The sequence below is a fragment of the Vibrio sp. 10N.286.52.C3 genome (assembly GCF_041468865.1).
Classification (GTDB): domain Bacteria; phylum Pseudomonadota; class Gammaproteobacteria; order Enterobacterales; family Vibrionaceae; genus Vibrio; species Vibrio crassostreae_C.
The window spans coordinates 1-13637 of record NZ_JBFRJM010000022.1 but is presented as its reverse complement, the minus strand read 5'-3'; the positions used below and the strand labels follow the sequence as shown (position 1 = coordinate 13637).

Sequence of the window (13637 nt, the reverse complement as noted above, 5' to 3'; positions counted from 1 at the left end):
TGCTTATTAATCGTGATTTTTTATTCACTATTATGCACTTTTTGATAACAAGCTGAGGATTTATGCACCCCAAAAGCGGTTTAGCGTATGCACCTAACGTGACTAATCACGCAAGTTTTATTCAATAAGCCCTAAAGTGGCCACAAAAACGAAATGCTAAAATACGGCGCAGTTAATAAAATGTTGAAAATTTGTTTCTGTGATTTTGATTTCACTTTTGAATTGATATTGGCGCTGCGATCTCGCGATAAACTTACCTTTCTAGGCCTGATCTGGGTGGCTTTTCTGGACGATCCGTGCCATATTTCGTGGCAATCAAATTTGATCTTTTCATAGTCAACACTCTGGAGCAGACACATGTCTCACGAAGATGAATATCTATCAGTAGCGGAATTAATTGAATTTCAAAAGGAAGAGACTCGCGACATCATTACAGCATTAATTGAAGATGGTAGCGATCCTGAAGCTCTATACGATATCGAGCATCACCTATTTGCTGAAGATTTCGATGTGCTTGAGAAAGCGGTTGTTGAAGCATTCAAAATGGGCTTTGAAGTGCTTGAAGCTGAAGAGACAGAAGACGAAGATGGCAATAAGCTACTTTGTTGTGATGCAACGATGCAATGTACTCTGAATGCAGAAGCGATTGATGAGCAAGTTGAGAAGCTTGTAAACCTTGCAGAGAAGTTTGACATTATCTACGACGGTTGGGGCACTTACTACGAAGGTGAAGATGCTATCTACCCAGACGAAGATGATGAAGGCGAAGAGTAATTCTTTCCCAATTTTAAAAAATGCCAGCCTCGAGCTGGCATTTTTTTACCCTCAGAAAAATAAATGTCTTTATATGCATTCATTCATTATAATGCGGTCAAAATTGATCTAGCTCAAGGAATGATATGCGGTTGCTTCTCGATGGTCTTTGGCAAATTTCGCCACTGACGGATCTCTCTATCCCACAAGATGACATCACCTTTCCGGCTCCGTTAAGCTCAAAGCTCCCTGATAGCTTGAGTGAAAGTCAAATTGCAGAGCAAGAGTGGCACCTGATGCACGACATCGAAGTGGATGACGCTATGTTAGCGTGTCCATTTGTTGAGTTAGTGATGGCTGGAGTCGATTATTTTGCTGAAGTTCGACTTAATGGTGTGGCTGTTTTTGATTGTGATGGTAGCCAAGCTGAATACCGTAAAGATATCCGTCCTTATATGCAGTCCGGCCGAAACCGTTTCGAGATCCTTTTCCTTGAAGAAGAGGAGAGCCTATTGCTTGAAGAAGACATGGATGACTCTGTATCTTCACAGGCTATCGCTAAATCTGATTCACGCATCGGGATTTGGCAAGCGCCATACCTGCAGTTCGTTCGAAACGTCAAGCTAGAGCAAGTTGTCACAGAGCAGATCTGGCACCACGGTGGTGGCTGTGAGTTTAAAGTGGATGTTATCTATCAAACGCTAAAGGCGGGGTTAGTATCGGCATCCATCAAGTTTAATGGTATGACTCTCGTGATGCCGATTGATGTACGCGCTGAACATACTGGCGTCGTGTTCCAGGTCGAAGCTCCTATCATTTTTGATATTGAGAATCCTAACCCCAAGTATCTATACCCATTAGAAGTGGTACTTGATGGGCAAGAAGAGAGTTCTTTTGTTGCCTTGAACCCAACTTCTTGCGTCAGTAACTTTCTACGTTAACTCCGTATATTTTAGCGTTATCTTCTTTCGCTATAGCGGCGCATTCTGCTTATAACGACTTGGCCATGACAACCTCACAAGCGTCGTGGCCTGTTTCTCCCCAAGCTGACTCAAGATGCTCAAACCCAAGCTTCTCATAGAGTTTGACCGCAGCACCCAAGCACTTCGTCGTTTCTAAATACATGTGTTGATACCCAAGTTGCTTGGCTTGCTTTAAGCTCAAAGCGACAATTCGCTTGGCTAGGCCATGCCCTCGAGTTTGCGGTAAGAAGTACATCTTTTGTAGCTCACACACATTGGGTTTACCTGCTAGAGGGGCAAAGCCACCGCCTCCGACGATCTTTCCGTTGTGTTCGATAACCCAGTACATTGCATTCGCTTGGCTATAGACAGAGTACATATCGTCGAGTGTTGGATCGGCCACGCCATAGCCTTTATCTTCTGTGAGCCCATGCTCAGCCGAAACTTGGCGAATGATTTGTGCGATGCTTGGGTTGTCTTGCGGTGTAATGGGTCTAAGGGTGAACTCAGCAATTTGTTCCATGATCTGCCTATGAAAGGGTCACTAATATGTGACCCAATATATGGTGACTAAGCATGTTGGTGCAAACAGAATTGTTGTTGTGCCATTTGGTCGCCTGATTTACGTAACCAGACTTTCTCGTGGAAGTAGTAAGCAACGGTATTTAAAGTTGGCTCTAGCAAAGCCATCACGCCGCCTATGAAAGCATCTCCAGTCAACAAGTAGACAACGGTAAAGGCAACACTAAAGTGGATGGTAGCAAAGCTTGCTGTTTTTAATTTGGTCATCCACTGGCGTGCTTTAAGAGCTGGAACTTGAGCCCACGCCTTTTCATGAAAATAGAAGGCAACAGTATTCACAGAGGGCTCAATCATAGCGATTAAGCTACCAATTAAGATGTCGCCTGTTAGTACATAAGCGACACTAAATGCGATAGTAAAATGTAATGCAGCAAAGGTTAGTGTCTTTTTCATGATAATTACTCAGTCGTTGTGTTGTTTTGATAGGTCTATTATTGAGAATTATTATCATTAAGTATAATGGGAAGTAGAGATTAATTTGATAGATGAAACCTATCAATCAGTGCGGCTAGAGTGAGAAGCATTGGAATATTGGAATCAGGGACATAAAAAAAGGCTGGTCACCAAGACCAACCTTTCTATTTAGACCGAGAAGTTTGAAGCCTTCTCGTTCACTCGGTTTTAAAGCGCAGCGATTGTCGCTTTTTGCTCTTCAAGCTTAACAAGAGTTTCCTTGTAGCCTTCAAGCTTTTCACGCTCTTTCGCGATAACTGCTTCTGGTGCTTTAGCAACGAAACCTTCGTTACCTAGCTTACCTTCGATACGTTTAATCTCGCCGTGAGTCTTAGCGACTTCTTTATCTAGACGAGCAAGCTCTGCATCTTTGTCGATAAGACCCGCCATTGGGATCATCAACTCAGATTTGCCAACCAGTTTAGTTGCACAAGCAGGAGTCTCTTCACCATCAGCTAGAACTTTAATATCGTCTAGCTTAGCTAGAGAAGTAAGAACGATCTTGTTCGCTTCGATACGAGCGGCATCTTTCTCATCAGCAACCTTGATCATTACTTCTAAGCCTTGGCTTGGTGCAATGTCGTATTCCGCACGTAGGTTACGGATAGCAGTGATGAAAGTCTTAACCCATTCGATGTCGTCAACGATCTCAGCATTGAAGTTAGCTTCATTAAACTGAGGAAGCGCTTGAGTCATGATTGTCTCGCCTTCAACGCCGTCTACTAGCGGCTTAACGCTCTGCCAGATAGATTCAGTGATGTAAGGAAGAACAGGGTGAGCAAGACGCAGAGTCTTCTCAAGAACCGTGATAAGCGTGTAACGAGTCGCTTGTTGTTGAGCTTCAGTACCTTTCCAAAGAACAGGTTTAGTTAGCTCTAAGTACCAGTCACAGAATTGGTTCCAGATGAATTCGTAAAGCGTGTTTGCTGCCATGTCTAGACGGTAGTTGTCTAGGTGAGCATTAAACTCTTTCGCTGCAACTTCAAACTGAGACTCAATCCACTTATCGGCTAGAGAGAATTCCATGTTTGCACGGTCTTCTACAGACAGTGACATGCCACAGTCGTGCTCTTCTGTGTTCATCAGTACGTAACGGCTTGCGTTCCATAGCTTGTTACAGAAGTTACGGTAACCTTCAAGACGCTTCATGTCCCAGTTGATGTCACGGCCAGTTGAAGCCATAGCAGCAAGAGTGAAACGCAGTGCGTCAGTACCGTAGGGTTCGATACCGTTTTCGAATGTTTTACGTGTGTTCTTTTCGATCTTAGCAGCCAGTTTAGGTTGCATCATGTTGCCACAACGCTTCTCTACTAGCTCTTCAAGGCCGATGCCGTCAATCATGTCGATTGGGTCAAGTACGTTACCTTTCGACTTAGACATCTTATCGCCGTTTTCATCACGGATAAGACCTGTCATGTAAACAGTTTTGAAAGGTACTTGAGCCTTGCCATCTTCGTCTTTCACGAAGTGCATGGTCATCATGATCATACGAGCAACCCAGAAGAAGATAATATCAAAACCAGATACTAGTACTTCAGATGGGTGGAATGTTTTCAGTGCTTCAGTATCTTCAGGCCAGCCTTGTGTGCCGAACGTCCAAAGTGCAGAAGAGAACCAAGTATCCAGTACGTCGTCGTCTTGCTTAAGCACAACAACAGGCGCTAGGTTGTTCTTTTCACGAACTTCTTCTTCAGTGCGACCTACGTAAACTTTACCATCGTTGTCGTACCATGCTGGGATACGGTGGCCCCACCAAAGTTGACGAGAGATACACCAGTCTTGCACGTCACGCATCCACGCGAAGTACATGTTTTCGTACTGCTTAGGTACGAATTGGATTTGACCATCTTCAACCGCTTTAACTGCAGGTTCTGCAAGAGGTGCTGTGCGCACGTACCATTGGTCAGTCAGCATTGGTTCGATAACCACGCCACCACGGTCGCCGTAAGGGACAGTCAGGTCGTGATCTTTGATCTCTTCAAGAAGACCAAGCTCATCGAATTCAGCAACGATAGCTTTACGTGCAGCAAAACGCTCCATACCTTGGTACTTAGCAGGGATACCTGTTGAGTAAACATCGCTTTCTTCGCCGTTAGTCGTGAAGACTTCAGCAGCATCACGGATATCAGCATTGAACGTTAGGATGTTGATCATCGGTAGGTTGTTGCGCTTACCCACTTCGTAATCGTTAAAGTCATGAGCTGGAGTGATCTTCACACAACCCGTGCCTTTTTCCATGTCTGCGTGCTCATCGCCTACGATAGGGATAAGACGGTTTACAACAGGAAGTAGGATTTCTTTGCCGATAAGATCTTTGTAACGAGGATCTTCTGGGTTAACAGCAACACCAGTATCGCCAAGCATGGTTTCAGGACGAGTCGTCGCAACAACGATGTAGTCTTTACCATCTGCCGTTTTAACACCGTTCGCTAGCGGGTAGCGGAAGTGCCACATGAAACCTTTTTTGTCTTTGTTTTCAACTTCAAGATCCGAGATTGCCGTGTGCAGTTTAGGATCCCAGTTTACTAGACGTTTACCACGGTAGATTAGGTCTTCTTCGTATAGACGAACAAACACTTCTTGAGTCGCAGCCGATAGGCCGTCATCCATAGTGAATCGTTCACGATCCCAATCTACAGATGCACCAAGACGACGAAGTTGTTGAGTGATCGTGCCACCTGATTCGCCTTTCCATTCCCAGATCTTGTCGATGAAAGCTTCACGGCCGTAGTCGTGTTTTGTTTTGCCTTCTTCGGCAGCAATCTTACGCTCAACAACCATTTGAGTTGCGATACCAGCGTGGTCAGTACCCACTTGCCAAAGCGTGTTTTTGCCTTTCATACGTTGAGCACGGATAAGCGTATCCATGATCGTATCTTGGAACGCGTGACCCATGTGTAGGCTGCCAGTGACGTTCGGTGGCGGGATCATGATGCTGTAAGCTTCTTTTGATGTGTCACCGTGTGGCTTAAAGTAGCCTTTCTCTTCCCAAGTCTTATACAGAGCTTGTTCGATTGATGTTGGGTTGTATGTCTTTTCCATAGTGCTCTTAAACGGATACTGTGAATGGTTAATCGTGGTCAAACTTCATAAGTGAAGCTTCTTGAATCTAAATCCAAAGATAGCTTTAACTATGAGGTTTGACTATGGATGTTGAATCTCGATAGTTTGTAGCTGATATCCAGCTTGACGGTAAATTTTATACCTTTCTCGAGCGAGTTGCTTAGCTTTTTCTTCGCAAGGAACGAAGTCTATCACCTGAGCAAAGGCGTTCGCAAAGGTTGTATGATTATCGGCCAGATTAATTACCAGCTGACGATTCCAATTGTGTTTTACACCTTGGTAGCCGATTTCAATGTTGGTTGAATATTTCGGCCCTTCGCCAACTAAGTTGTGCGCAATAAATTCGCTGGGTTCAACTTGCCAGAAAATCTCTGCGATACGCTCGGCATGTTCTTTGTCATTACAGTTGAGGTAAAGTTTAGCGCCTTGTTTCGCAAAGTGCTGAGCAAGAAACAGCACATAGTGAGCAAAACCTTCTTCACTGGCTTGCGGGCTGTCTGAAGGCACAATGTAAAATGTAGCAGTCTGCATACTTAATACTCGAACTGAAAATCGTGGATATCAATGTTACTTGGTTAACAGGGTCTAACAAATAGCGCTTATTAAAAAAGGGCCCGTAGGCCCTTTTTATTATTTTGAAGATTGCTCTTCAGTCTCTTGGCCGCTGCGGTTCAATAAGAATTGGACTAGCATTGAGACAGGACGACCTGTCGAGCCTTTCGCTGCGCCTGACTTCCAAGCTGTACCAGCACTGTCGATGTGTGCCCAGTGGTACTTCTTAGTGAATTTAGACAGGAAACAACCAGCAGTGATTGTGCCGCCAGGACGGCCACCGATGTTCGCCATATCAGCGAATGGGCTGTTTAGCTGCTCATGGTACTCGTCTGCCATTGGTAGACGCCATGCACGGTCACTTGCTTGCTCTGAAGCATTAACAAGTTCGTGAGAAAGTGGGTTGTGGTTCGATAGAACGCCACTGATGTGGTGACCTAGAGCGATAACACATGCGCCAGTTAGCGTAGCAACATCGACAACACAGTCAGGTTCAAAACGCTCAACGTAAGTTAGAGCATCACATAGAACCAAGCGACCTTCAGCATCAGTGTTGAGTACTTCAACCGTTTGGCCTGACATTGTCGTTAGGATATCACCTGGACGGTAAGCATTGCTGCCCGGCATGTTTTCACAACCGGCTAGGATACCAACCACGTTAATAGGCAGGTTCAGCTTAGCCAGTGCTTTCATTGTACCGAATACAGACGCCGCACCACACATGTCGTACTTCATCTCATCCATGCCTTCACCAGGCTTAAGCGAGATACCGCCTGAATCGAAAGTCAGACCTTTACCTACTAATACAATCGGCTTCGCATCTGGATCCGGAGCGCCTTTGTATTCCATGATAGACATCATCGATTCATTTTTAGAGCCACGGCCAACTGCTAGGTATGATGTCATACCCAGTTTTTCCATCTCTTCTTCGCCAATGATCTTAGTCTTCACTGTCTCGTAATCGTCGGCTAAACGACGAGCTTGAGAAGCAAGGTAAGCAGGGTTTGCGATGTTTGGTGGCATGTTGCCTAGATCTTTAGACGCTTTTACACCTGAAGCAATAGCAAGGCCGTGAGAGATTGCTTTCTCACCCAGGCTCAATTCGCGACGTGTTGGTACATTGAATACCAATTTACGTAGTGGGCGACGAGTCTCTGGCTTGTTGCTCTTGAATTGGTCAAATGTGTAAAGACCATCTTTAGTCGCTTCTACCGCTTGGCGAACTTTCCAATAAGTGTCGCGACCTTTAACGTGAAGTTCTGTAAGGAAACATACAGCTTCCATAGAACCTGTTTCGTTTAGTGTACTGATGGTTTTTTGGATAATTTCTTTGTATTGACGCTCGCCTAGCTCACGCTCTTTACCACAGCCTACCAGTAGAACACGTTCTGAAAGTACACCAGGTACTTGATGCAGTAGTAGCATCTGGCCAGGTTTACCCTCTAGATCACCGCGACGAAGCAGTGAACTAATATAGCCATCGCTAATCTTATCTAATTGCTCGGCGACTGGAGAAAGGCGGCGCGGTTCGAATACACCGACAACGATACATGCGCTGCGTTGTTTCTCTGGGCTGCCACTTTTTACACTGAACTCCATGCGTACTCCTACATCCTGAAGACAAATCGAACTAAATGTTAGATAATGGGTTCTTACTTGTTGGATCCTATAATGGAACTAACCTTAAAGAAGAACGCTAACACTTAGCTAAAAATTTAAAAAAATAAAAGGTTCAACGGGAAATTATAGTGATTCAATCAAAAAAACAAGTTTTGTATAGGTAATTTGAGCGTGATTATTGTTAGATATTTGATCCGCGAGACAATCAAGAGCCAATTTGCGATCTTTTTTGTTCTCTTTCTCGTGTTTCTCAGCCAAAAATTCATCAGTGTTTTAGCGGACGCCTCTGATGGTGATATCCCAGCGAGCCTCATATTATCGATTGTTGGCTTAAATATGCCCGCGATGGGCTTATTGATGCTTCCACTCAGTATCTATATTGGTATTTTACTTACTTTTGGTCGCCTTTACGCTGAAAGTGAAATAGTCGTAATGAACGCGACTGGTATTGGTAATAAATTCCTTATTCAATCTGCACTTTACTTGGCCTTAATCACAGCATCTGTTGCTGCTTTTAACTCATTTTGGCTGTCTCCTTGGTCGCAAGATAAAGTTGAGCAAATGTATGAAGAAGTGGCTGCAGAGAACAGTGTGGATTTACTGCCAAAAGGTAAGTTTGAAGGTACGCCGGATGGCTCTTCTGTCGTGTTTATTGATGATATCGACGGTAATAAGTTAGAAAACGTGTTCGTAGCTCAAATGCGTCCGCGTGATTCTGTACTGCCAAGTGTGATGTTCTCGAAGTCAGGTGATGTAAAAGAGCTCAGTGATGGTCGCCAAGTGATCGTAATGTACGATGGTACTCGTCATGAAGGCATTCCGACTCGCCTCGACTACAGGGTGACGCACTTTGAAGAATACGAAGGCCTGATTGGTCAGCGTGAAGTTGAGAAGAAAGGTCGAGACTGGGAAGCGATCCCTACGCTTGAACTGATTGGTAACTCAAATAATAGTGCGAAAGCAGAGTTGCAGTGGCGTATTTCTTTGGTACTTTGTATTCCATTGTTGACCATGCTTGTCGTGCCACTGTCTGCGGTAAACCCTCGACAAGGTCGTTTTGCGAAAATCGGCCCAGCAATACTGATTTATCTCACCTATTTCTTAGCAATCAGTGCAACCAAGTCTTCAATCGAAGAGGGGAGCATTCCTGCGGTAATCGGCATGTGGCCAATCAATGCGTTATTGTTATTTGTCGCGATTGGTGCCAACTTTATGGATAGCGTGCCAGTAAGGCGTTTGAAAGAAAAATTCAAGAATAAGAGGTTGGCTTAAGCCGTGTTTAAGATTCTCGATTTATATATAGGCAGAACCATCATCGCAACGACGTCACTGGTATTGGTGACGTTTGTTGGTCTCTCTGGGATCATCAAATATGTAGAACAGCTAAGAAAAGTTGGCCGTGGTACATACGATCTATTACAAGCGCTGTATTTCGTTTTATTGAGTATCCCTCGTGATATCGAAATGTTCTTTCCAATGGCTGCATTGCTTGGCGCATTGATAGGGCTTGGTATGCTTGCTGCAAGTTCTGAGCTTGTCGTTATGCAGGCAGCTGGTTTCTCTAAGTTAGATATCGGCCTATCAGTACTTAAAACAGCTATTCCACTGATGATCGTGGTGACATTGCTTGGTCAATGGGGAGCACCGCAAGCGCAGAAAATGGCTCGTGATTTAAGAACTATCTCGATTGCTGGTGGTAATATTATTTCGACGCAAAGTGGTGTCTGGGCTCGTGATGCCAATGACTTCATCTTCATTGTCAAAATCGATGACCAGAAGCTATATGGAATGAACATGTGGCGCTTTGATGAAAACAAGGCACTTAAAACCGCTATTTATTCTGACGAAGTTGATTACGTTGGAGACAACGTGTGGACGATGAAGGATGTAGAGATCACGTCTTTTGAAAACGAACTTCAAATTACTAAAGAAAGTTTACCGACTTACTCTTGGGAAACGTCATTAGCTCCAGATAAGTTGGCGATAGTAACGGTTAAACCAGAAGAGCTATCGTTAAGTGGGTTGTATGATTATGTTTCTTATCTGAAGGCGTCAGAGCAAGATGCATCACGCTATGAATTGGCGCTGTGGAGAAAGATAACCCAGCCAATTTCGATCGCGGTTATGATGTTGATGGCACTGTCGTTTATCTTTGGTCCTTTGCGTAGTGTGACCATGGGTGCGAGGATTTTGTCAGGTGTTATTGCTGGCTTTACCTTCTATATATCCAGTGAGTTCTTTGGCCCAGTGAGTTTGGTTTATCAAATACCACCCGCCTTTGGCGCAATAGCCCCGAGCGTGGTGTTCCTTGGAATTGCCATCATGCTCTTGAGGCGGAAACTGTAAATAGTAAAAAGGAAGGCATAACGCCTTCCTTTTTTGATCTTGATTGGAGCTAACTTAAATCACATTATCGTGCTTGTGGTAACACAACGACTTCGGTCTTTGCCCAGATATCGTGAAAGCCACGTTTTTCAGGATCGAATGGAACACATAGGTTTGCCAGTCCAAAACCTGAAGTACCTAAACGAATCAGCGCCTGAGTTACTGTGATCGCTGAGCCATCTTTGTTTTGAACGCGCAGCTTCCAAGCTCTCATGCCGAGAGTTTGACCAGCTCTAGTCCAGAAGAACACGAAGAAATATACCCAAACGGCGACTAAGTAAAAGGTATATGCAGGGCTCCAAATCGGATGGTTGGTTAAGAAGTCACTAACATCGGCATAACCGCTGTGGTTAAAAATGCCGAGAGCCATGAGCGCGTGCAGTAGAGCGACAATGACGCCAGCCGCCAACATTTCAATAGCGATTACGATCAGAGCGTCGTAGAACAAGGCACCAAATCGGCGCATGACTCCTGCTGGTGGCAGAGTGTTTGTTGATGTCATGTGTTATTACTTCTTTAAAAATTGAGGCGTCAGAATATAGTTTAAGGCTTAGCCTGAAAAGAGACATGACGCACAGCTTATGACTTAGTGGCGAAATTATCGGCAAACACACATGAATTCAAGTTTTTATACTTGCCACATCAGTTCGCATACGTATAATGCCAAACATCGAAAGGGCAATGCCCCAAGATAATGCCGGTATGGTGAAATTGGTATACACGACGGATTCAAAATCCGTTGCCTTCGGGCGTGGCGGTTCAAGTCCGCCTACCGGTACCATATTTAAATGACAAAGCCTCGACGAAAGTCGGGGCTTTGTTGTATCTGGGATATAGGAAGCGTTGCCTTCGCGGTGGCGGCAGGAATGCCTGTCCAATCAGTCCGCCTACCGGTACCAAACATAGAAAGGTCGCTTTTATAGCGACCTTTCGTCGTTTTGGGCGTTTGTGAATTTTAAATCCAGCGTGTCGGCTTGGATGCAAGCCCAGTCAAGTCACCTACCGGCACCATATTTAAATGACAAAGCCTAGATGAAAATCGGGGCTTTGTTGTATCTGGGGTATAGGAAGCATTGCCTTCACGGTGGCGGCAAGAATGCCTGTCCAATCAGTCCGCCTATCGGTACCAAACATAGAAAGGTCGCTTTTATAGCGACCTTTCTATGTTTTGGACGTATGTGAATTTGAAATCCGGCGTGTCGTTGCAGTTGCTCTTCAATCAGACAGATCTTGATGTTTCACTCCTAAATCTCATAATTTCCCTTCGCTATTCGATCTGATAATGAATTAATTATCTTAAATCATGATGTTACCTGTCATTCTCTTTTCTATTGTCTATGTTTAAAGGACTAACAGAGGAGATAGATATGCTGACAGTAACCCCTTACTTGTTTTTTGATGGTCGTTGTAATGAAGCGTTGGATTTTTATCACAAGTGTTTTGGTGGTGTGGTTTTATCTAAGCAGCTTTTTAGTGATGCACCACAGGTAATCGAGGGCGCTCAACCTGATTGGGTTATGCATGCTGAGTTCGAAGCGTTTGGTATGAAGCTGATGATGTCTGATGGTGTTAAGGCAAAAGAACTTGAAGGCAACAATCTCGCTCTCTCTCTTGTGACTGAAGATACCGCGACTCAAGAACAAATCTTTGAAAAGCTCAAGAAGGGAGGGCGGATAATGACTCCACTCGCAGATACTTTTTGGGGGGCTCGATTTGGCAAAGTAGAAGATAAATTCGGTATACGCTGGATGGTGCACTGCGACTCTTTAAGTTGAGCCTGTGAAATTGGATAGTGAAATTGCTGCTTGGTTTTATTAGAATTATAAATAGAGATTAATCATCAATATTATATATAAAAATGGGCAGCATAAAGATTACCGTAGATCGCATTCAGCCCGGTCTGCATATACGACTCCCCGTAAAATGGAATGAACACCCATTTTTATTCAACAGCTTTAAAATCAAAGATGACGCTCAAGTAAAAGTAATTCGACATCTTGGGATTAAGCACGTCTATATAAACCTGAGTCAAAGTGATACCTCACCTTTACCTGTTAATCACGTAGGTGAACAAGAAGTCGATATTGATTCACAGGTAAGCCTTGAAACGGAAAGAATGTGGAAAGATAAGCATGAGCGTATCGAAACCCTTAGCTCTTACCGCCGCAGGGTGAGTCATTGTGAGAGAGAGTTTGAACGTTCGCTTGCTCGAATGCGATCTGTGATGACCAAGATCCGTAACAGACCTTTAGATGCGGTAGGGGAGGTTAAGGCTCTTGTTGATGATATCGTTGAAACTCTAGTGAGCGATGATAACGTCACCTTGCACCTTATGAATGCTAAAGCAGATTTCGAAGATATTTACTTTCATACTCTAAATGTTTCGGTTGTTGCACTGATGATAGGAAAGGCCAAAGGCTATAACACACAGCAATTGAAAGACCTCTCATTCGCAGCGTTGTTTCACGATGTAGGCAAGATCAAAATACCAGTCGCGATACTAAGAAAGCAGAGTGCACTAACGGTGCCAGAAGAGAACTACCTGAAGCTTCATACTAAATACGGTGCGGATATTGTATCGGCAATTGATGACTTTCCTGAAAGTGCTAAAAAGGTGATCGCTCAACATCATGAGATGAATGATGGTTCTGGCTACCCCGAGGGCTTAAAAGAACATGAGATTGATGAATTTGCCAAGATAGTCGCCGTGGCTAATGCATTTGATAACCTTTGCCATGGTAAAACGCAATCTCAACAAATGATCCCGTATTTGGCACTGTCCCACCTATATAAGAGCTGCAAGCATCTATATAGCCAAGATAACTTGGGGCTGTTAGTTAAGTTCATGGGAGTCTATCCACCAGGAACTGTAGTACAGCTTTCAAATGACTCGATTGGGATTGTGATATCCGTTAACGCTAAACATATGCTTTATCCAAATGTACTTATCTATGATCCTAGCGTGCCAAGAACCCAAGCTCCGATCATTGACCTCTTTATTAAAGAGATCAAAATCGTTAATGCCGTTCATCCAAGCAAATTACCTGAACAAGTTCGAGAGTATCTAAACCCTAGGGCTCGTTTATCTTACTTTTTTGATAGTGGAGAGTAGTTATCCACAGGTCGTTGTGGGTAATTTGTTCGAAACTTGGGGTGAAAGTGGTATAAATAAGCCCTTGGTTGAAATGTCTTCGCTTAACCTCTTTTTTTAATAAAAAACGCATTTATTGCTTGCCAATATGAGCGGCATCTCTATAATGCCGCCTC

Annotated in this window: 12 protein-coding genes and 1 tRNA gene; 7 read left to right on the top strand and 6 right to left on the bottom strand. The window is 44.0% G+C overall.

The window, feature by feature from the left end:
• Positions 1-357: 357 nt before the first annotated feature.
• A complete protein-coding gene (rraB, locus tag AB4138_RS09325; RefSeq protein ID WP_017058930.1) occupies positions 358-774 on the top strand; it encodes a ribonuclease E inhibitor RraB in 417 nt (138 codons plus the stop codon).
• Between the two features lie 125 nt (positions 775-899).
• A complete protein-coding gene (locus AB4138_RS09320) occupies positions 900-1694 on the top strand; it encodes a glycosyl hydrolase 2 galactose-binding domain-containing protein (RefSeq protein ID WP_017058931.1) in 795 nt (264 codons plus the stop codon).
• A gap of 49 nt (positions 1695-1743) precedes the next feature.
• Here AB4138_RS09320 and AB4138_RS09315 read toward each other — a convergent pair whose 3' ends face one another.
• From AB4138_RS09315 to pepA, 5 genes are all read right to left on the bottom strand, one after another.
• A complete protein-coding gene (locus AB4138_RS09315) occupies positions 1744-2238 on the bottom strand; it encodes a GNAT family N-acetyltransferase (RefSeq protein WP_017066666.1) in 495 nt (164 codons plus the stop codon).
• A 47-nt stretch (positions 2239-2285) separates the two neighbouring features.
• Complete coding sequence (locus AB4138_RS09310) at positions 2286-2690, bottom strand: DUF2061 domain-containing protein (protein WP_017058933.1); 405 nt, start codon at positions 2688-2690, stop codon at positions 2286-2288.
• 228 nt (positions 2691-2918) lie between these two features.
• The gene (locus AB4138_RS09305; RefSeq protein ID WP_017063742.1) at positions 2919-5792 is read right to left on the bottom strand and encodes a valine--tRNA ligase; all 2874 of its coding nucleotides are present in this window, start codon (positions 5790-5792) and stop codon (positions 2919-2921) included.
• A 102-nt stretch (positions 5793-5894) separates the two neighbouring features.
• Positions 5895-6344, bottom strand: coding sequence for a DNA polymerase III subunit chi (locus AB4138_RS09300; RefSeq protein WP_017058935.1), 450 nt, complete (start codon positions 6342-6344; stop codon positions 5895-5897).
• A 99-nt stretch (positions 6345-6443) separates the two neighbouring features.
• Positions 6444-7964, bottom strand: a complete 1521-nt coding sequence (gene pepA / locus AB4138_RS09295) for a leucyl aminopeptidase (RefSeq protein WP_017058936.1) — start codon at positions 7962-7964, stop codon at positions 6444-6446.
• Positions 7965-8156: 192 nt separating this feature from the next.
• Between pepA and lptF the strand changes: the two genes are divergently transcribed.
• Together lptF and lptG are read left to right on the top strand one after the other, a co-directional pair.
• Positions 8157-9257 (top strand): LPS export ABC transporter permease LptF, encoded by a 1101-nt coding sequence (gene lptF, locus AB4138_RS09290; RefSeq protein ID WP_017058937.1) that lies wholly within the window; start codon positions 8157-8159, stop codon positions 9255-9257.
• Positions 9258-9260: 3 nt separating this feature from the next.
• On the top strand, positions 9261-10331 hold the full coding sequence (lptG, locus tag AB4138_RS09285) for an LPS export ABC transporter permease LptG (RefSeq protein WP_017058938.1): 1071 nt from the start codon (positions 9261-9263) through the stop codon (positions 10329-10331).
• Positions 10332-10395: 64 nt separating this feature from the next.
• Here the strand turns inward: lptG and AB4138_RS09280 are convergent, their stop codons facing one another.
• A complete protein-coding gene (locus AB4138_RS09280) occupies positions 10396-10872 on the bottom strand; it encodes an RDD family protein (RefSeq protein ID WP_017058939.1) in 477 nt (158 codons plus the stop codon).
• Positions 10873-11066: 194 nt separating this feature from the next.
• Here AB4138_RS09280 and AB4138_RS09275 point away from each other — a divergent pair.
• The 3 genes from AB4138_RS09275 (at position 11067) to AB4138_RS09265 (ending at position 13482) form a co-directional block, all read left to right on the top strand.
• Positions 11067-11151: transfer RNA gene (locus tag AB4138_RS09275), tRNA-Leu, on the top strand.
• A gap of 586 nt (positions 11152-11737) precedes the next feature.
• Positions 11738-12145 carry a VOC family protein gene (locus AB4138_RS09270; RefSeq protein WP_017055297.1) on the top strand — a complete coding sequence of 136 codons (408 nt, stop codon included), beginning with the start codon at positions 11738-11740 and terminating at the stop codon, positions 12143-12145.
• An 83-nt stretch (positions 12146-12228) separates the two neighbouring features.
• Entirely contained in the window at positions 12229-13482 is a 1254-nt protein-coding gene (locus AB4138_RS09265; RefSeq protein ID WP_017063746.1) for an HD-GYP domain-containing protein, read from the top strand.
• The last annotated feature ends 155 nt before the right edge of the window (positions 13483-13637 follow it).

What these genes read in the sequence shown, in the direction of transcription:
- rraB (WP_017058930.1), top strand. Translation starts at nt 358, where the DNA reads ATGTCTCACGAAGATGAATATCTATCAGTAGCGGAATTAATTGAATTT.
- AB4138_RS09320 (WP_017058931.1), top strand. Translation starts at nt 900, where the DNA reads ATGCGGTTGCTTCTCGATGGTCTTTGGCAAATTTCGCCACTGACGGAT.
- AB4138_RS09315 (WP_017066666.1), bottom strand. Translation starts at nt 2,238, where the DNA reads ATGGAACAAATTGCTGAGTTCACCCTTAGACCCATTACACCGCAAGAC.
- AB4138_RS09310 (WP_017058933.1), bottom strand. Translation starts at nt 2,690, where the DNA reads ATGAAAAAGACACTAACCTTTGCTGCATTACATTTTACTATCGCATTT.
- AB4138_RS09305 (WP_017063742.1), bottom strand. Translation starts at nt 5,792, where the DNA reads ATGGAAAAGACATACAACCCAACATCAATCGAACAAGCTCTGTATAAG.
- AB4138_RS09300 (WP_017058935.1), bottom strand. Translation starts at nt 6,344, where the DNA reads ATGCAGACTGCTACATTTTACATTGTGCCTTCAGACAGCCCGCAAGCC.
- pepA (WP_017058936.1), bottom strand. Translation starts at nt 7,964, where the DNA reads ATGGAGTTCAGTGTAAAAAGTGGCAGCCCAGAGAAACAACGCAGCGCA.
- AB4138_RS09280 (WP_017058939.1), bottom strand. Translation starts at nt 10,872, where the DNA reads ATGACATCAACAAACACTCTGCCACCAGCAGGAGTCATGCGCCGATTT.
- AB4138_RS09270 (WP_017055297.1), top strand. Translation starts at nt 11,738, where the DNA reads ATGCTGACAGTAACCCCTTACTTGTTTTTTGATGGTCGTTGTAATGAA.
- AB4138_RS09265 (WP_017063746.1), top strand. Translation starts at nt 12,229, where the DNA reads ATGGGCAGCATAAAGATTACCGTAGATCGCATTCAGCCCGGTCTGCAT.